Genomic DNA, 16,361 nt, shown 5'->3' with positions numbered 1-16,361 from the left:
GGAAGATTCAGACCACCGGACCGGGGCCTTGCCAATACTTCGGCAACCGTTGACAAGGTTGCGCAACGGTGAACACCATGCACTATGTCGTTCACTCGCACCCTTTCCTCGCACCGGTAGCGGGCCGCCATGGCCCCCACCCTCACCGACGTCGCCAAGAGCGCCAATGTGGCGCTGTCCACGGCCTCCCGGGCGTTCAGCAACCCGGACCGGCTGGGACCGCAGACCTTGCGCAAGATCCTGGCCGTTGCCCAAGAACTGGGATACGAGCCACCGGTGGCCGCCCGCGCCGCCGAGACCCCCGCCGACACGGAGACCGCCACGATCGCCGTCGTCGTCCCCGACATCGCCAACCCCGTGTTCGGGGCCTTCGTGAAGGCCGCCCAGGGCGAGGGCTGGCGCCGTCGGCAGACCGTCGTGCTCGCCGACACCGACCTGAGCCCGGACCGGGAGCGCGAGGTGATCGCGCACATGACCGGGCAGGCGGACGGGCTCATCGTGTGCTCGCCCCGGCTGGAGGCGGACGAGGTCCTGGACCTGTGCGGACGGACGCCCGCCGTGCTGGTCAACCGGGAGACGGCCGGCGCCGACTGTGTGATCGCCGACGCCGCCCACGGGATGCGCCAGGCCGTGGAATACCTGGCCGCGCTCGGCCATCGGCGGATCGCCTACGTCCAGGGCATGCAGCGCTCGTGGTCCAACGCGCACCGGGTCGCGCTGATCCGCGCCGAGACCGAACGGGTCGGGCTGGAGCTGGAGTTGCTGGGCTGGCAGTCGGAGACGGTGGCGGGCGGCACGGCCGCCGCGGCGAGCGTCATGGCCTCGGGAGCGTCCGCCGTGATCGCGCACAACGATCTGATGGCCCTGGGCGTCATCTCCGGCGCCCGGGCGCTGGGGCTGAGCGTTCCCGAGCGGCTGAGCGTCATCGGCGTCGACGACATCCCCTTCGCCGAAGTGGCGCAGCCCTCCCTGACCAGCATCGCGGTGCCGATGGCCCGGGCCGGGGCGCTCAGCCACGAGCTGCTCGGGCAGGTCCTCGGCGGCGAGCGGCAGATGCCCCGCACCCTGCGGCTGCCCACCCAGCTCATCGTGCGCGGGTCCACCGGCCCGGCGCCGCACTCCGTCCAGGCAGGGGCCGCGGTGGCGGCGGAAAAGGACACGCCGTGACCCCCGACCCCCTGACCGTGGTGGTCGCCGACCCCAATCTGCGTCCGCTGCGCGCCGAGTTCGAGGCCGCCCTTCCGGCGGGTACGGTCGTCAGCTGGCCCGAGCCCAGGGACACCGAGGCGGTCGAGGCCGCGGTGCCGTACGCGGACGTGCTGGTGGCGGGGCAGTGCACCGCCCGGACGGCCGCCCTCGCCACCCGGCTCCGGCTGGTCCACACGGCCGGTGCGGGAACGGACAAGATCGACCTGACCGCGCTGCCGCCCGGGACCCGGGTGGCCAACACCTTCCACCACGAGGACGCGATCGCCGAATACGCCGTATCGGCCGCGATCCTGCTGCGGCGCGGCTTTCTGCGCCAGCACGACGCGCTGCGCCGCGCGGTGTGGGACTCCCCCGCACACGATCCGCACTCCCCCTGGATGGACTCGCTGTCCGCGGCCACCATCGGCTTCGTCGGCTTCGGGCACATCGGCGCCCGCTGCTGGCAGGGGTTCCGGGCGTTCGGCGCGAGCGGCGTGGCGGTCACCCGGCGGGGCGAAGTGGACGCGGCGGCCGAGGGGCTGACCTGGTCCGGGACCATCGACGACCTCGGCGCGCTGCTGGACACCTCCGACGTGGTCGTGGTGTCGGCGCCGCTCACACCGGAGACCACCGGACTCATCGGCGAGGCCGAGCTGTCCCGGATGCGCCAGTCCGCGGTGCTGGTCCACGTCGGGCGCGGTCCCGTCGTGGACGAGGACGCGCTGTACGAGGGCTTGCGCACCCACACCATCGGGGCCGCGGCGCTCGACGTCTGGTACCAGTACCCGACGAGCGGACACACCGGCGCCCCCAGCAGGCATCCCTTCGAAACGCTGGACAACGTACTGATGACACCGCACTCCTCCGGCCTCACCCGGCAGACCTTCATCCGCCGCGCCGCCGACATCACCGCCAACATCGGCCGGCTGGCAGGCGGCGAGCCGCTGCGCAACGTGGTGGCGGTGGCCCGATGAGCACCACGCCCAAGAGCGACACCATCGCCGCCGCCGAAGTGCTGGTGACCAGCCCCGGCCGCAACTTCGTCACGCTCAAGATCACCACCACCGAGGGCCTCGTCGGCTGGGGCGACGCCACGCTCAACGGCCGTGAGCTGGCCGTCGCCTCGTACCTGCGGGACCATGTGGCGCCGCTGCTCATCGGCCGCGACCCGGCACGCATCGAGGACACCTGGCAGTACCTCTACCGCGGGGTCTACTGGCGGCGCGGCCCGGTGACGATGACGTCCATCGGCGCGGTGGACATGGCGCTGTGGGACATCAAGGGCAAGACCACCGGCCAGCCCGTCTACCAGCTGCTCGGCGGCGCGGTCCGCGACCGGATCCTCACGTACACCCATGCCACCGGCTGGGACCTGCCGCAGCTGCTGGAGTCCGTCGACGCCCGGCGCGAGGAGGGGTTCCGCGCCGTGCGGGCGCAGAGCGGTGTCCCCGGCCTGGACACGGTGTACGGGGTGAGCCGGAGCGGCCGGGGATACGAACCGGCCGGGCGCGGCGCCGCCCCGGCGGAGGAGGTGTGGGACACCGACGCCTACCTCCGGCACGCGCCGAAGGTGCTCACCGCCGTACGGGACCATGTCGGGCCCGAACTGAAGCTGCTGCACGACGCGCACCACCGGCTCACCCCCGGCCAGGCCGCCCGGCTCGGGCGCGCGCTGGAGGACGTGGACCTGTTCTGGCTGGAGGACGTCACCCCCGCGGAGAACCAGCAGGTGCTGCGGCACGTGCGGCAGCACACCACCGTGCCGCTGGCGATCGGCGAGGTGTTCAACACGGTCTGGGAATGCCAGTCGCTGATCACCGAGCAGCTGATCGACTTCGTACGGACCTGTGTGAGCCACGCGGGCGGGATCAGCCATCTGCGGCGGATCGCGGCCCTGGCCGAGATCTGGCAGATACGGCTCGGGCCGCACGGCCCCTCGGACGTGTCCCCGGTGGCGCTGGCCGCGTCGCTGCACGTGGGCCTGGCCACGCCGAACTTCGCCATCCAGGAGTACATGGGCTACGAGCCGCTCGTGCACGAGGTGTTCGGGCACGCGTGGTCCTACGCCGACGGACATCTGCACCCGGGCGACCGGCCCGGCCTCGGCGTCGAGGTGGACGAGACGCTCGCCGCCCGCTTTCCGTACGAACCCGCCTACCTGCCGGTCGCGCGACGGCGCGACGGCTCGATGACGGATTGGTGAGGATCTCCCCCATGACCAGGCCCCCCACCACGCTGGCCACTCCGGCGCGCCTGCCGCGCCTGGACCGCAGCACCGCCGCCGCGTCCGTGCTCACCCCGCGGCGGCCGCCCACCGAGACCGGCATCGTGCATCTGGGGCTCGGCAACTTCCACCGCGCCCACCAGGCCGTCCACACCGCGGCCGCACTGGACCACACGGACGGCCCGTGGGGCATCCTCGGGGTCGCCGGACGCTCCGCCACCGTGGCCGAGGCGCTGCGCGAGCAGCAACTGCGCTACGCGGTGGTGGAGATCTCGCCCTCCGGCACCCGGGTCAGCGTGCCCGCGGTGCACACCGGGGCGCTGGTAGCCGCGGAACAGCCGGACGAGGTCCAGGACGCGCTGGCGGCGCCCGGCACGGCCATCGTCACCCTGACGGTCACCGAACACGGCTACACCTTTTCCCCGCGCACCCACGGCCTCGACCTCGACTCCCCCGCGGTGCGGGCCGATCTGCGCGGTGACGGCCCGCCCCGGACCACCATCGGGCGCATCGTGCGCGGGCTCCAGCGCCGCGTACGCACCCACGCCCGGCCACTGACGGTGCTCAGCTGCGACAACCTGGTGGGCAACGGGTCCCAGACCCGGCGGCTGGTGCACGAGTTCACCGAGGCGCTCCCGGCCGCGGAGCGCGAGGAGCTGCTGCCGTGGCTGACGCGTTCGGTGACCTTCCCCAGCTCCATGGTCGACCGGATCGTGCCCGCCACCACCGATGTGTACCGGAACGCGGTCGCCGACCGCCTCGGGGTGCGCGACGCCGTCCCCGTACCGGCCGAACCGTTCTCCATGTGGGTCATGGAGGATCGTTTCGCCGCAGGCCGTCCGCGCTGGGAACACGGCGGGGCGCTGTTCACGGACGACGTGGAACCGTACGAGCTGCTGAAGCTGCGGCTGCTCAACGGCACCCATTCGCTCATCGCGTATCTCGGCGCGCTGGACGGGCGGGAGACCATCCCGGACGCCATCGCCCGGCCGTTCATCGCCGAGGCCGCGCGCAGTGTGCTCCACGACGACTATCTACCGAGCCTCACGGTGCCCACCGACATCGAACTGGAGGAATACATACGGCAGTTGTTCGACCGCTGGGCCAACACCGCGCTGGGCCACCGCACCCGGCAGGTCGGCTCGGACGGCTCGGTCAAGCTCCGCCAGCGGGTGCCGGAACCGGCCCTGCTCCATCTGCGGGCCGGGCGGATGCCCCACCATCTGGCGCTGACCGTGGCCGCGTATCTGTGCTGCGTGGCACCGCCCTCCGGCTTCTCACCCGGGCCCCATGCGGCCGCGATGGCCGACCCGGCACGCGAGCCACTGGCCGACCTCGCCCGGTCCGCGCCCGCCGGGCCGCGTACCGCGTTCGTCGAGGCCGTGCTGGAGAGCGGGCTGCTCGGCGATCACCTGACGGACCATCCGGCCTTCACCGCCCGGATCGCCGACCTCATCGACATCATCGTCCGGCACGGCCCCGCCGCGGCGGCGGCCGATGCCTGCGGCTCCCACTGAGGGCCCGTTCAGGGCCCCGCCGAAGCCCCCCGTCCCCTCCCCTTCCCTCTTCACCCCACCGTCCCCGCCACTCCCCCTGCTTCGCCCTGCCCGATTCCGCTCCGGAACCGATCCGTTCAAGGAGGCATGGATCATGGAGAGCAACACCGCCACTCCCCCGCCACCCGCCACCGCCCCGACCGGTGAACCACCCGCCGACCCACAGGCGGTACGCCGCGCGGCCTGGGCCGGCCTGGTCGGCACCGCGCTCGAACAGTACGACTTCGTCATCTACGGCACCGCCTCGGCGCTGATCTTCAGCGATCTCTTCTTCCCCAATGTCTCGGCGTCCGTGGGCCTCCTCGCCAGCTTCAGCACCTATGCCGTCGGCTTCGCCGCCCGGCCGCTGGGCGGGCTCTTCTTCTCCCGGTTCGGGGACCGCCTCGGCCGCAAGTGGGTGCTGATCGCCACCCTGTTCCTCATGGGCGGCTCCACCCTCGCCATCGGTCTGCTCCCGACGTACGGGTCGGTGGGCATCCTCGCCCCGATCCTGCTGCTGATCTGCCGCATGGCCCAGGGGTTCGGCGCGGGCGCCGAGCAGGCCGGAGGCGCCACCTTGCTCACGGAAACGGCCGCCCCAGGACGGCGCGGCAGGCTGTCATCCCTCGTCATGACGGGGGCGGCGCTCGGCACCGCGCTGGGCGCGGTGGCCTGGATGCTCGCCCAGCAACTCCCCGATGACGCCCTGATGTCCTGGGGCTGGCGGGTGGTCTTCGCCAGCAGCCTCCTGGTGACCGCAGCCGCCATGGTCATGCGCCGCAAGCTGCACGAGAGCCCGGTGTTCCAGGAGCTCAAGGCCCAGCACGAGCGGCCCGCCTCACCGGTCAAGGAGGTCTTCCAGCACGGCCGCAAGCCCCTGCTGCTGGTGATCCTCATGAACTTCGGGGTCAGCACGCAGTCGTACACCTACCAGGTGTTCATGGCCTCCTACCTGGTGTCCAGCGTGGGCGTCGAGAAGAGCTTCGTGCCCGAGGTGCTGCTGCTCGGCTCCCTCTGCGGCGGCGTGGCGGCCATCGCGTTCGGCGCCCTCTCGGACCGTCTGGGACGGCGCCCGGTGTGTTCGCTGATCCTCACCGGCATGGTGCTGCTGCCCGCCCCGACGTTCATCGCGCTGAACTCCGGCTCGAAGGTGGCCATCGCGGTGGCAATGGCGGTCGGCTTCATCCTGGCCTGCCAGGGCCTGGTCGGGGTGCACATGAGCTACTTCCCCGAGCTGTTCGGAAACCGCTACCGCTACGCCGGGGTCGCCCTGGGCCGCGAGTTCTCCTCGGTGATCGGCGGCGGTGTCGCGCCGCTCATCTGTAGCGCGCTGCTCACCGCGTTCACCGGCTCCTGGATACCGGTCGCGGTCTACATGACGGTAGTCGCGGCGGTGAGTCTCATCACGACCCGAATGACCCCGGAAACCCTGGACCGCGATCTGAACACCGCGGCCGACGCCACCGTCCCGCGCCAACCCGTGTGACCGGTACGTTCCCCATGACGAGCGGGTCGTCGGCATCCTCCGGCGGCCCGCTCGGGGCGCATCTCCCCGCTTCTCCTCCGCTAGTCACCATCCTCTCAGATTGATTCAACTTTTGGCCACTCTGGCCCCACCTTGGCACCCTGGCCACGGTGTTCGGCCATGGATTCGAAGGAGACCGAACACGGATCCACCGCAAGGAGTGAAAACGCCTCATGAGTACCGTTGCCGCCTACGCCGCACCTGCCCCCAAGGCCCCGCTGGAGCGCACCACGATCGAGCGCCGCGCGGTCAGCGAGTTCGACGTGGCGATCGACATCATGTACTCGGGCATCTGCCACTCGGACATCCACCAGGTCCGGGAGGGCTGGAGCGAGGTGCCGTTCCCGCTGGTGCCGGGTCATGAGATCGCCGGTGTCGTCACCGAGGTCGGATCGGGTGTCACCAAGTACGCCGTCGGCGACCGGGTGGGCGTCGGCTGTTTCGTGGACTCCTGCCGCCGTTGCGAGAACTGCCGCAAGGGCCTGGAGCAGTACTGCGCCGAGGGCCACACCGCCACGTACGCCTCCACCGACAAGTACGGCGAGACCACCTACGGCGGCTACGCCACCGGCATCGTCGTCGACGAGAACTACGTCGTGCGCATCCCGGACGCGCTGCCGCTGGACGTGGCCGCCCCGCTGCTGTGCGCGGGCATCACCACGTACTCCCCGCTGCGCCACTGGAAGGCCGGGCCGGGCAGCAAGGTCGCCGTCCTGGGCATGGGCGGCCTCGGCCACGTGGCCGTCAAGCTCGCGCACGCGATGGGCGCGGAGGTCACCGTGCTCAGCCAGTCGCTGCGCAAGAAGGACGACGGGCTGCGGCTCGGCGCCGACCACTACTACGCGACCAGCGACCCGCAGACCTTCGAGGAGCTGGACGGCACCTTCGACATCATCCTGTCCACGGTGTCCGCGCCGCTGGACTTCGGCGCGTACCTGAAGCTGCTGAAGACGGACGGCGCCCTGGTGAACGTGGGCCTCCCGGAGGAGCCCATCTCGCTCAACCTGTTCTCGGTGGTCATGGGTCGCCGGACCCTCGCGGGTTCGTTCATCGGCGGCATCGCCGAGACGCAGGAGATGCTCGACTTCTGTGCGGAGCACGGGGTGGGCGCCGAGATCGAGACCATCCGCGCCGAGGAGATCAACACGGCGTTCGAGCGGGTGCTCTCCAGCGACGTCCGCTACCGCTTCGTCATCGACGCCGCGACGATCTGACGCACCCTCAGCTCTCCACCCACAGAGCGCTTTTGTAACCTCGGCGGCCGTTCCCCTTTCCGGAGCGGCCGCCGAGGTCATTGCCAAGACATGGGATGAATAACCCTGCCGCGAGCCTTGACGACCCCAATGGTCCAGTCCATCGTATGTACGCGCCAGGCCCGCGCATACGCGCGAGATCGACCATTTCCCGCTCCTCCGACCTCCTCCACAGGGACCCACCATGGCAGAAGACTCTGCTCCACGCGGTTTCAGTCGTCGGACGTTACTCAGCTCCATGACCGCCACGGCCGTCGGCGCGCCCCTCCTCGGGCAGCTGACGTCGGGCGCCTCCCCGGCCGCCGCGGCCGCCCTGGCGCCGCAACTGGTCTGGAATCCCAGCCCGTCCGGCGTCGGACTCAAGGCCTTCGAGGGCATCGAGGCCGACCGCGGCAATCAGCACCCCGACCGGGACTACGTCGTGATCGAAGGCGGCGACCACTACCGCTTCAACATCTGGAAGGACGACCGCGACACCACCGGCGGCGGCGACCGCCAGCGCACCGAGTCCAAGGGCATGGTGCAGGGCGGTACGAAGCTGAAGATGCGGGACGGGGAGACCTGGACCCTCTCGTACGAGATGTACATGCCGTCCTCGCTGCACGGCACCAGCAAGTTCACGCACATCTTCCAGACCAAGACCCCGGTCGACAACGGCGGCCCGTACATCACCCTGGACCTCGGCCGCAGCGGCAGCAAGGAGACGCTGCGGGCCCGGGCGTACGCCAACTCCGGCTCGCCGGACATCGCCTCGACCGATCTCTCGCCCCTGCGCAACAAGTGGATCACCATCGAGTGGAAGCTGACCATCGGGTCCAGCGGCAAGGCCACGTTCACGGCCCGTAACGGCACCGGGTCCAGCGCCCCGGTCGCGGTGCAGGGCAGCATGTCGAACGTGAAGATGCCGGACCAGGGCGACTACCAGCGGCCCAAGTGGGGGATCTACCGGTCGGTCGAGAGCGCGTCCTCCGACATTCTCGACACCTATCTGCTCTTCCGGAACTACAAGGCGTACCGCGGCACCTGAGCGGCGCCCGAGCGGCCACCTGCGCCACATCCGAGCAGAAAACGAAAACACTCCGCCACGGGATGTGTGAGTGCCATACAACCGGGTATTCGAGCCAGCCGTGGCCAGGACGCCCGCTCCCGGGCACGGCCACTCGCATATCCCGATCTTGGACGGAATCATGACTGCTCTTCCCGATGACAACGCCGTTACCGCCACTCAGCACGCCCTCGGCGAGCTGGCTGCCGACCGTGCGGACGAGTCCGCGCTGAACACTCTCGCGGGGAGTGAGGTACTGCTTCCCGCCGCCGAGAGCGCCGAGAACACCGACCCGCAGGCGGTGACCCTGCCGGTGTTCCAGCAGGAGGACGGCGCCCAGCTGGTGCCGGTCTTCACCACTCCGGAGCGCATGCACCAGGCGCTGCCGCAGATCGAGCGTTACCACCAGGTGCCGCTGGGCGCGCTGGCTCAGGGCTGGCCCTCCGAGGAGCTTTCCCTGACCATCGACGCGGGTGCCCCGGAAGCGGTCACGCTGACGGCCACCGGGGTGAAGACCCTGCTCAGCCGCGCCGGCTGAACGCTTTCTCCCATGCTCACCCAGGGTGCGGGTGTATGTGCGGACCGTAGTCACGCACATACACCCGCTTCTTTTCGGGCACCCGCGTGACCATGGACACACTGACCCGGATCGAACGAGCCATAGAGCGCTTCGAGGACGCACTGCTCGCCAAGGTGTTCCCCAACGAGCCGGTGGAACTGCTCGGCGCCCTGCGGGAGGAATGCGACAGTCAGGCGGTGGTGTGCAGTTCGAGTCGGGTGGTCGTGCCCAACGCCTACGACGTCGAGCTGTCCGACGAGGTGTACGAGGAGCTGTCCCGGCACGGCAAGCAGGCGGGCCAGACGCTCACGGACAGCCTGATGCGGCACGCGGAGGAGCAGGGGTACGAGTGGGCGGGCCCGCTCACCGTCCACGTCACCAAGTCGAGCGAGGTGCCCAACGGGCGCTACCGGGTGGCCGCCGCCCCGCTGACCCACATCCGCGCGGACGCCTTCGCCGACGGCGCGGCCTGATCCTCGCCCCTGGCCCTCGCAGCCCTGATCCTCGCCCCCGTCCTCGCCGCTAGTCGTCCTCCAGCAGCCCGCGCAGCACCCGGCCGAAGACCAGACGCCCGGCCCAGGCGGTCGGCGCGTCCAGCGCCCGCGGCAGCCGCGCCACCCGCGCCTCCTCCCGCCACACCGCCCGCGACCGCTCCCCGTCGGCCCACACCTCGATCTCGGCCCAGCCGAGCACCACGGAGCCGCGCTTCTCCAGTCGGCAGAGCCCCGGCCGTCCTTCGCCCGGCGGTTCCCAGCGGACCACCTCCATGGGGTCCTCGAACCCGGCCCGGCCCACCCCGGTGCGTGCCACGACCACCGACCCCACCCGCGTCGGCCCCTCGGACCGCAGCGCGACGCTGCTCAACGGCACGTATCTGCCGTGCCGCTGCCACTGGGTCAGCCGACGCCATGTCTCCTCGGCGGGGTGGGGCGAGGGACGCTCGATCAGGAAGAGGGCCACGACGGGATCGTAGCGACCGCACAGGTCACAGCCCGTCCACCCAAGAGCGGGTAAAAAACGGCAAGATGTTTGAGCGACGGAAGTGAACGATCCGTATTCACTGGTGTCGGTCGGCGCCTGACATCAGCGCGACGCGACAACTGCTCCGTACAACGACAAGCGGTCCCCGCCAGGAGGCTCCATGCGATCACGGTACTTTGTGACAGGCACCTCACTGCTCATCGGCTCGGTAGTGGTCACCCTCGCCGTGATCGTCTCCCCCGTGATGACCGGGTTGACGCAGGAATCCGCCACGAATCTCAGCAAGATGTCGGACAACCAGTTCGGGCCGCTCAGCGGGGCGGACAAGGACTTCGTGGTCAAGGTGCGGCTGGCGGGGCTGTGGGAGTACCCGGCCGGGAAGATCGGGCTCCAGAAGGGGACGACGGAGCAGGTCAAGACCGCCGGTAAGCACCTGCTCGACGGTCATCAGCTGCTGGACGCCATCAGCCGGGAGGTCGCGCCCAAACTCGGCATCACCCTGCCCAACAAACCCACGCCACAACAGCAGGGCTTCATCGACACGATGAACGCGAAGACGGGCAAGGACTTCGACACCTACTACGCGAACATCCTGCGCGTCACCCACGGCCAGATCTTCAGCTCCATCGCCAAGATCCGGCAGACCACCAAGAACTCGCTGGTGCGCAGGCTCGCGGTCCAGGCCAACAACACCGTGCTCGACCACATCACCCAGATGGAGAAGACGGGGATGGTCAACTTCGACTCCGCCGTCTCGCAGATCACCACCACCCCGACCGAGGGCCCGGAGTTCACCACGCCGCCCAAGCCCGCCCCGGGCGAGCCCACGTTCATCGTCGGCACGTCCAAGCCCACGCCCCCGCCCAACAGCGTCAGCACGGCGGACAACGGCGGCGAGCAGAGCCTCGACCCGAACGTGGTGAACGGTGCCGGGGTGGGAGCGGCGAGCGGAGCCGGCGGGGTCACCACGCCGCCCGCCGTGTCCTCGCCGCCCGCCGTCCCGTAACGCGTCTCCGGTGACGCTGCTCCGTGGCGCCGCTCAGGGACGCGGGCCGACCACCGTCGCACCCCCGTCGACGATGGTGATGGCCAGGGCCGGACAGGAGTCCGCCACGTCCAGCACCCGTTCCTCCTCCGGAACCTCCTCGCTCAGCGGACGCGCCCGCTCGTCGTCAAGGACGAACAGATCGGGCGCGATCCCGGCGCACATGCCGGACGCCATGCACCGGCCGCCGTCGACCTCGGCCTTCCACGTCATCCGGGTCACCACCCCACCGGCATGACCCGCGGCCCCCGAACCAGCATCTGGTCCTTCCACACCACGTCCCCGGCCAGGTGCAGGTTCGGGAAGCGGCCGATGAGCGCGCCGAGGGCCTCCTGCAACTCCAGGCGGGCCAGCGACGCGCCCAGACAGTGGTGCACCCCGTGGCCGAAGCCCAGGTGCTGGGTCGCGGGGCGGGCGACGTTCAGCCTGCCCGGCTCGTCGAAGCGCAGCGCGTCGCGATTGGCCGAGCCGACGGCCACCAGGACGGGCTCCCCGGCCCGCACCAGGGTGCCGCCCACCTCGACGTCCTCGGTGGCGTAGCGGGCCTGGGAGGCGCCGACGCCGAGCGGGACGAACCGCATCAGCTCCTCGACGGAGCCCTTGATCAGCTCGGGCTCCTCACGTAACCGGCGCAGCTCATCGGGGTGGTCGAGCAGCACCATCACGAAGTTGGGGATCTGGGTGGCCGTGGTCTCGTGCCCGGCGACGAGGATGCCGACGCACAGATCGACGAGTTCCAGCTCGGAGAGCCGGTCGCCCTGGTCCCGCGCCTCGATCAGGGAGGTCATGATGTCGTCGCGCGGGAATTCCCGGTGTTCCTGCACCAACCGGGCCATGTACGCGCGCAGTTCCTCGCGGTTGCGCTCCCACTCCGCCGCGGTCAGGGAGCTGGTGGACAGGGCGGCGTCGCTCCACACCCGGAACTTCGGCCGGTCCTCCTCCGGCACCCCGAGCAGCCGGCAGATGACGGCGACCGGGATGGGCAGGGCGTAGCGGTCGACCAGGTCGGCGGGCGGCCCGGCGGCCTCCAGCTCGTCCAGCAGCGCTTGCGTCAACTCCCGTACGTACGGCCGGAGTTTCTCCACCTGGTGGACGGTGAACGCCTTGGCCACGAGGGTGCGCAGCCGGGTGTGGTCGGGCGGGTCCATGCTCAGGATGCCCCCGTCCATCTGTCCCTCGCCCTGCCGCGGCGTGTCCCGGTTCAGGGCCTCCGCGCGGCTGAAGCGCCGGTCGCCGAGGACCAGCCGGGCGTCGGCGTACCGCGTGGCGAGCCAGGCGGGTTCGCCGTACCGCAGGCGCACCCGCAGCAGTCCGGGACGGTGGCGCGCTTCCTCATAGGCCGCGGACAGATCCAGGCCCTCGGGGTCGTTGAAGGGATAGGCGATGGGTGTCGTCTCCGCTGTGGTCATCGTGACCTCCCTGGCGTAAGCACGTGCTTACGAAGCTATGCCGGTCCCCTTGATACGGTCAACGGCGCCTCTCGGCCGGTGCTGTGACGCTCCGTCGGAGCGGCAGGCGGCGCGCGGTGGGGCGGTCGGCCGACGACAGGAGTGGATGATGGGTGGAACCACACCGGAAGCACCTCGGCGGGACGCGCAGGGCACACGGCTGATGCTGCTGGAGGCGGCGTCGGCGCTGTTCGCCGAGCGGGGATACGAACGGGCCACCGTACGCGACATCGCGGAGCGCGCCGGGGTGAACCAGGCGCTGCTGTTCCGCTACTTCGGCTCGAAGAAGGCCCTGTTCGGGGAGGTGGTGGCGCACGATGGCCAGGAACAGCTGCACACCACCCCGCCGAGAGAGCTGTTCGAGACCGCGCTGCGCGGCATGCTGGGACACGGCGACGACCGGGCCCGGGAGGACCGTGCGCTGGCCACCTTGCTGCGCTCGGTGGGCAGCGGCGACGAAATCGGTACCGCGGTGCGCGGCATGGGCGACGACTACGCCCGGGTGCTGGCGTCCCTGAGCAGTGCCGAGGACCGCGGGCTCCGCGCCGACCTGGCGCTTTCGTGGATGCTGGGCATCGGGCTGATGCGGGTGGTCGTGGGCAAGGAGTCGCTCGCGGAGGCCGATCCGGACGAGGTGTGCGCCCTCGTCACCGGCGCGCTCGCCACGTTGCTGGAGGATCTGCCGGTCACGCGCTTTGGCGATCCGCACACCACACGCTCCGCCGACTTGGCACGGTAGGACCATGACGAGCATTGATCCGGACACCCCGGAGACGAACGACCGGCCGCGCCGGGTTCCCGCGGCCCAGGCCATGCGTGGCGCGGCCCAGCAGCTCGGCGAGTTGCTGGGCACGGCGCCGGAGTCCGTCTCCGCGTTGCAGCCGACAGCGGACGGATGGCTGGCCGATGTGGAAGTGGTGGAGCTGGAACGGGTGCCGGACACCATGACCATCCTGGCCTCGTACCGGGTGACCCTCGACACGCAGGGCATGCTCCTGGGCTACGAAAGGCTGCGCCGTTACGCCCGCGGCCAGCTCGACCGCGGCCGCTGACCACCCTCTTTCCCGCTGCTCACGTCCTCCCGCGCCCCGCGCCACCGACTCCCGGTGGCGCGGGGCGCTCGTCGTTGCGCGGCACACGTGTTTCCCGCGGATCAAGAGTGAACACGGGTGCCGTCCCGCTCGTACAAGCACACGGGCAGACCGAGCGAGCGAGAGGACGACCACACGTGACCGTCATGACGCAGACCGGCGGAGTACCAGCCACCACCTCGACCGGTTCAGGAACCGGCAGCCTTTTCGACATTCTCGAACTCATTCTGGACCGCGGCCTCGTCATCGATGTCTTCATCCGGGTGTCCCTCGTGGGCATCGAGATCCTGAAGATCGACATACGGATCGTGATCGCCAGCGTGGACACGTATCTGCGCTTCGCCGAGGCGTGCAACCGCCTCGACCTGGAATCGGGCCGCAAGGCCCCGGACAAGCTGAGCGACATCGTCGGCAACATCGTCGAGGGCGGCGCCCGGGGCAAGACCGAGGGCGCGCTGAGCGGCGCGATCGATGCCATCGGCAATGTGTTCGGCGGCGACGATGACGAGGACAAGTGACCATGCATCTCTACCTCTACGCGATCACCCGCTCCGACCATCCGCTGCGGCTGGACGGGCTGCGCGCGGTGGGCGGCGTGTCCGGCGCGCCGCGCGCGGTGACCAGCGGCCCGCTGACGGGCGTGGTGAGCCCGGCGCCGGAGACCCTGCGTCCCAAGCGCCGCGACCTGGCCGCCCACCAGGAGGTGCAGGAGCGGCTGATGGCGGACGGGGCGGTGCTGCCGATGCGGTTCGGGCTGCTCGCCCCCGACGAGGTCGCGGTGAAGTCGGCGCTGGACGCCAAGCGCACCGAGTACGTGCGCGGCCTCGATCAGCTGGACGCCACCGCGGAGTTCAACCTGAAGGCGGCGCGCTCCCAGGACGACCTGCTGCGGGAGGTGCTGACCGAGTCCGACGACGCGCGGCGCCTGAATGAGCGCACCCGCGACGGCCGGGGTTCGCACGAGGACCGGGTGGCGCTCGGCGAACTGGTCGCCCGCCAGGTGGGGGTACGGCAGCAGAGACTCGCCGAGCAGGTCGTGGGACGGCTCGCCGGGATGGCCCGCCACAAGGTGGTGTCCTCCCCGGCCGGTGACGACTTCCTCAACGCCTCGTTCCTGGTGGAGCGGGGGCGCGCCGAGGAGTTCTCCCGGGCCGCGCAGCAGTTGGCGCGGGGCTACGGGGACGGCTACGACTTCCGGCTGCGCGGGCCGTTGCCCCCGTACAGCTTCGTGGCCTGAGGACGAGGGCGCCGTGGGACTGCTGACCGGGCTCCTCACCTTTCCGCTCGCGCCGGTGCGCACGACCGTCTGGGTCGCCGAGCAGGTGCTCGTGGCCGCCGAGCGCGAGTACTACGACCCGGCGCCGGTCCGGCGCGCCCTCACCGAACTGGAACAGGACCTGCTGGCCGGGCGGATCGACGAGGACGAGTACGACCGCCGCGAGGACGAGTTGCTGGACCGGCTGGACGAGCTGGAACGGCACGAGCAGAGACGAGCCCCCTGACGATGACAGAACCGGTAGCGGGCAGGCTGGGTTCGCCGCGCCTGCCCGCCTCGTACGACCAGCGGGACGCCCCGTCCCTCGCGGACATCCTGGAACGGGTGCTGGACAAGGGCGTGGTGATCGCGGGCGACATCCGGATCAACCTGCTCGACATCGAACTGCTCACCATCAAGCTCCGGCTGCTGGTCGCCTCCGTCGACAAGGCGAAGGAGATGGGCATCGACTGGTGGGAGCACGATCCGTCGCTGTCCTCGCGCGCACGGCCCCCAGCCGTGGAGAGTGGCGGGGCGGAACGGTCCCTCAGCGAGGAGAACGCACGGCTGCGCGCCGAGATCGCGGCGCTGCGGGCACAGCCCCAGGACCGGAGCGACAGGGGCGACACAAGCGACAGGAGCGTGGACGGGTGACCGATATCGCACAGCACATGGTGTACGCCTACGCGGTGCTGCGCCCCACCCCCGAGGCCGCGCGGGCGGTCGCCGCGCTGCGCGGGGTGGCCGACGAGCAGGTGGGGCTCGTGGAGACGGGTGACCTCGCCGCGGCCGTCGGACCGGTTCCGGCCCGGGAGTTCGGGGAGGCGGCGCTCAAGGCGCGCCTGGAGGAGCTGCCCCGGCTCGAGGCGCTGGCCCGGGGCCACCACGGGGTGGTGGCGGCGCTGGCCCCGCTGGGCGCCGTACTGCCGCTGCGGCTGGCCACCGTGTACCGGGACGAGGACCGGGTGCGGCAGGTGCTCCAGGAGCGCCGGGATGAGTTCCTGCCGCTGCTGGAGCGGCTCACCGGGCGCGTCGAATGGGGCGTCAAGGTCTATACGGACACCGGTGGCGGGACGGCCGCGGCGGCGCCGGAGGACGACGCGGGGGACTCCGGGCTCAGCCCGGGCCGGGCGTATCTCGCCGCGCGCCGCAGACGGCGGCGCGGCGCCGAGGACGCCTGGCAGGCCGCGGTGCGGACGGCCGCGCGCATCG

At 70.8% G+C, this 16,361-nt stretch carries 20 protein-coding genes; 17 read left to right on the top strand and 3 right to left on the bottom strand.

Features of this window, described 5'->3' with window-relative positions:
- Positions 1 to 129 precede the first annotated feature (129 nt).
- The 9 genes from EEJ42_RS46705 (at position 130) to EEJ42_RS46665 (ending at position 9,802) form a co-directional block, all read left to right on the top strand.
- Positions 130 to 1,167 (top strand): LacI family DNA-binding transcriptional regulator, encoded by a 1,038-nt coding sequence (locus EEJ42_RS46705; protein ID WP_123108221.1) that lies wholly within the window; start codon positions 130 to 132, stop codon positions 1,165 to 1,167.
- On the top strand, positions 1,164 to 2,162 hold the full coding sequence (locus EEJ42_RS46700) for a 2-hydroxyacid dehydrogenase (protein ID WP_123108220.1): 999 nt from the start codon (positions 1,164 to 1,166) through the stop codon (positions 2,160 to 2,162). The genes EEJ42_RS46705 and EEJ42_RS46700 overlap by 4 nt, the downstream gene beginning before the upstream one ends.
- A complete protein-coding gene (gene manD / locus EEJ42_RS46695) occupies positions 2,159 to 3,391 on the top strand; it encodes a D-mannonate dehydratase ManD (protein ID WP_123108219.1) in 1,233 nt (410 codons plus the stop codon). The genes EEJ42_RS46700 and manD overlap by 4 nt, the downstream gene beginning before the upstream one ends.
- Before the next feature lie 11 nt (positions 3,392 to 3,402).
- A complete protein-coding gene (locus EEJ42_RS46690; RefSeq protein WP_221179498.1) occupies positions 3,403 to 4,929 on the top strand; it encodes a mannitol dehydrogenase family protein in 1,527 nt (508 codons plus the stop codon).
- A gap of 133 nt (positions 4,930 to 5,062) precedes the next feature.
- On the top strand, positions 5,063 to 6,433 hold the full coding sequence (locus EEJ42_RS46685; protein WP_123108218.1) for an MFS transporter: 1,371 nt from the start codon (positions 5,063 to 5,065) through the stop codon (positions 6,431 to 6,433).
- A 212-nt stretch (positions 6,434 to 6,645) separates the two neighbouring features.
- Positions 6,646 to 7,686 (top strand): NAD(P)-dependent alcohol dehydrogenase, encoded by a 1,041-nt coding sequence (locus tag EEJ42_RS46680; protein ID WP_123108217.1) that lies wholly within the window; start codon positions 6,646 to 6,648, stop codon positions 7,684 to 7,686.
- A gap of 277 nt (positions 7,687 to 7,963) precedes the next feature.
- Positions 7,964 to 8,752 (top strand): hypothetical protein, encoded by a 789-nt coding sequence (locus EEJ42_RS46675; protein ID WP_246097897.1) that lies wholly within the window; start codon positions 7,964 to 7,966, stop codon positions 8,750 to 8,752.
- A 160-nt stretch (positions 8,753 to 8,912) separates the two neighbouring features.
- Positions 8,913 to 9,308, top strand: a complete 396-nt coding sequence (locus tag EEJ42_RS46670) for an SseB family protein (RefSeq protein ID WP_123108215.1) — start codon at positions 8,913 to 8,915, stop codon at positions 9,306 to 9,308.
- A gap of 92 nt (positions 9,309 to 9,400) precedes the next feature.
- Complete coding sequence (locus EEJ42_RS46665; protein WP_123108214.1) at positions 9,401 to 9,802, top strand: DUF3662 domain-containing protein; 402 nt, start codon at positions 9,401 to 9,403, stop codon at positions 9,800 to 9,802.
- Between the two features lie 49 nt (positions 9,803 to 9,851).
- On the opposite strand, the gene EEJ42_RS46660 is transcribed toward EEJ42_RS46665, so the two are convergent.
- Positions 9,852 to 10,289, bottom strand: a complete 438-nt coding sequence (locus EEJ42_RS46660; protein ID WP_123108213.1) for an SRPBCC family protein — start codon at positions 10,287 to 10,289, stop codon at positions 9,852 to 9,854.
- A 181-nt stretch (positions 10,290 to 10,470) separates the two neighbouring features.
- On the opposite strand from EEJ42_RS46660, the gene EEJ42_RS46655 reads away from it, so the two are divergent.
- Positions 10,471 to 11,316, top strand: a complete 846-nt coding sequence (locus EEJ42_RS46655; RefSeq protein ID WP_123108212.1) for a DUF4142 domain-containing protein — start codon at positions 10,471 to 10,473, stop codon at positions 11,314 to 11,316.
- Between the two features lie 33 nt (positions 11,317 to 11,349).
- Here the strand turns inward: EEJ42_RS46655 and EEJ42_RS46650 are convergent, their stop codons facing one another.
- Both EEJ42_RS46650 and EEJ42_RS46645 read right to left on the bottom strand, forming a co-directional pair.
- Entirely contained in the window at positions 11,350 to 11,568 is a 219-nt protein-coding gene (locus EEJ42_RS46650; RefSeq protein WP_123108211.1) for a ferredoxin, read from the bottom strand.
- A 5-nt stretch (positions 11,569 to 11,573) separates the two neighbouring features.
- Positions 11,574 to 12,764, bottom strand: a complete 1,191-nt coding sequence (locus EEJ42_RS46645; RefSeq protein ID WP_123108210.1) for a cytochrome P450 — start codon at positions 12,762 to 12,764, stop codon at positions 11,574 to 11,576.
- Between the two features lie 148 nt (positions 12,765 to 12,912).
- Here EEJ42_RS46645 and EEJ42_RS46640 point away from each other — a divergent pair, with 148 nt between their 5' ends.
- From EEJ42_RS46640 to EEJ42_RS46610, 7 genes are all read left to right on the top strand, one after another.
- Entirely contained in the window at positions 12,913 to 13,542 is a 630-nt protein-coding gene (locus tag EEJ42_RS46640) for a TetR/AcrR family transcriptional regulator (RefSeq protein WP_123108209.1), read from the top strand.
- Between the two features lie 4 nt (positions 13,543 to 13,546).
- Positions 13,547 to 13,855 (top strand): gas vesicle protein GvpO, encoded by a 309-nt coding sequence (locus tag EEJ42_RS46635; RefSeq protein WP_123108208.1) that lies wholly within the window; start codon positions 13,547 to 13,549, stop codon positions 13,853 to 13,855.
- A 176-nt stretch (positions 13,856 to 14,031) separates the two neighbouring features.
- Positions 14,032 to 14,412: a gas vesicle protein GvpJ gene (gene gvpJ / locus EEJ42_RS46630; RefSeq protein WP_123108207.1), complete on the top strand. Its 381-nt coding sequence runs from the start codon at positions 14,032 to 14,034 to the stop codon at positions 14,410 to 14,412.
- Positions 14,413 to 14,414: 2 nt separating this feature from the next.
- The gene (locus EEJ42_RS46625) at positions 14,415 to 15,131 is read left to right on the top strand and encodes a GvpL/GvpF family gas vesicle protein (RefSeq protein WP_123108206.1); all 717 of its coding nucleotides are present in this window, start codon (positions 14,415 to 14,417) and stop codon (positions 15,129 to 15,131) included.
- Between the two features lie 13 nt (positions 15,132 to 15,144).
- Entirely contained in the window at positions 15,145 to 15,396 is a 252-nt protein-coding gene (locus EEJ42_RS46620; protein ID WP_123108205.1) for a gas vesicle protein GvpG, read from the top strand.
- Between the two features lie 2 nt (positions 15,397 to 15,398).
- Positions 15,399 to 15,803, top strand: a complete 405-nt coding sequence (locus EEJ42_RS46615) for a gas vesicle protein (protein WP_123108204.1) — start codon at positions 15,399 to 15,401, stop codon at positions 15,801 to 15,803.
- Positions 15,800 to 16,361: GvpL/GvpF family gas vesicle protein (locus EEJ42_RS46610; RefSeq protein WP_184503601.1), on the top strand; the 562-nt coding region annotated here is incomplete at its 3' end. The genes EEJ42_RS46615 and EEJ42_RS46610, both read left to right, overlap by 4 nt.

The sequence above is a fragment of the Streptomyces botrytidirepellens genome, from assembly GCF_003721215.1.
Classification (GTDB): Bacteria; Actinomycetota; Actinomycetes; order Streptomycetales; family Streptomycetaceae; genus Streptomyces; species Streptomyces himastatinicus.
The sequence above is the reverse complement of the archived record's forward strand: the minus strand, read 5'-3'. Positions and strand labels throughout refer to the sequence as shown.

What these genes read in the sequence shown, in the direction of transcription:
- EEJ42_RS46650 (WP_123108211.1), bottom strand. Translation starts at nt 11,568, where the DNA reads ATGACGTGGAAGGCCGAGGTCGACGGCGGCCGGTGCATGGCGTCCGGC.
- EEJ42_RS46625 (WP_123108206.1), top strand. Translation starts at nt 14,415, where the DNA reads ATGCATCTCTACCTCTACGCGATCACCCGCTCCGACCATCCGCTGCGG.
- EEJ42_RS46675 (WP_246097897.1), top strand. Translation starts at nt 7,964, where the DNA reads ATGACCGCCACGGCCGTCGGCGCGCCCCTCCTCGGGCAGCTGACGTCG.
- EEJ42_RS46690 (WP_221179498.1), top strand. Translation starts at nt 3,403, where the DNA reads ATGACCAGGCCCCCCACCACGCTGGCCACTCCGGCGCGCCTGCCGCGC.
- EEJ42_RS46670 (WP_123108215.1), top strand. Translation starts at nt 8,913, where the DNA reads ATGACTGCTCTTCCCGATGACAACGCCGTTACCGCCACTCAGCACGCC.
- manD (WP_123108219.1), top strand. Translation starts at nt 2,159, where the DNA reads ATGAGCACCACGCCCAAGAGCGACACCATCGCCGCCGCCGAAGTGCTG.
- EEJ42_RS46640 (WP_123108209.1), top strand. Translation starts at nt 12,913, where the DNA reads ATGGGTGGAACCACACCGGAAGCACCTCGGCGGGACGCGCAGGGCACA.
- EEJ42_RS46655 (WP_123108212.1), top strand. Translation starts at nt 10,471, where the DNA reads ATGCGATCACGGTACTTTGTGACAGGCACCTCACTGCTCATCGGCTCG.
- EEJ42_RS46665 (WP_123108214.1), top strand. Translation starts at nt 9,401, where the DNA reads ATGGACACACTGACCCGGATCGAACGAGCCATAGAGCGCTTCGAGGAC.
- EEJ42_RS46680 (WP_123108217.1), top strand. Translation starts at nt 6,646, where the DNA reads ATGAGTACCGTTGCCGCCTACGCCGCACCTGCCCCCAAGGCCCCGCTG.
- EEJ42_RS46645 (WP_123108210.1), bottom strand. Translation starts at nt 12,764, where the DNA reads ATGACCACAGCGGAGACGACACCCATCGCCTATCCCTTCAACGACCCC.
- EEJ42_RS46705 (WP_123108221.1), top strand. Translation starts at nt 130, where the DNA reads ATGGCCCCCACCCTCACCGACGTCGCCAAGAGCGCCAATGTGGCGCTG.
- EEJ42_RS46615 (WP_123108204.1), top strand. Translation starts at nt 15,399, where the DNA reads ATGACAGAACCGGTAGCGGGCAGGCTGGGTTCGCCGCGCCTGCCCGCC.
- EEJ42_RS46685 (WP_123108218.1), top strand. Translation starts at nt 5,063, where the DNA reads ATGGAGAGCAACACCGCCACTCCCCCGCCACCCGCCACCGCCCCGACC.
- EEJ42_RS46635 (WP_123108208.1), top strand. Translation starts at nt 13,547, where the DNA reads ATGACGAGCATTGATCCGGACACCCCGGAGACGAACGACCGGCCGCGC.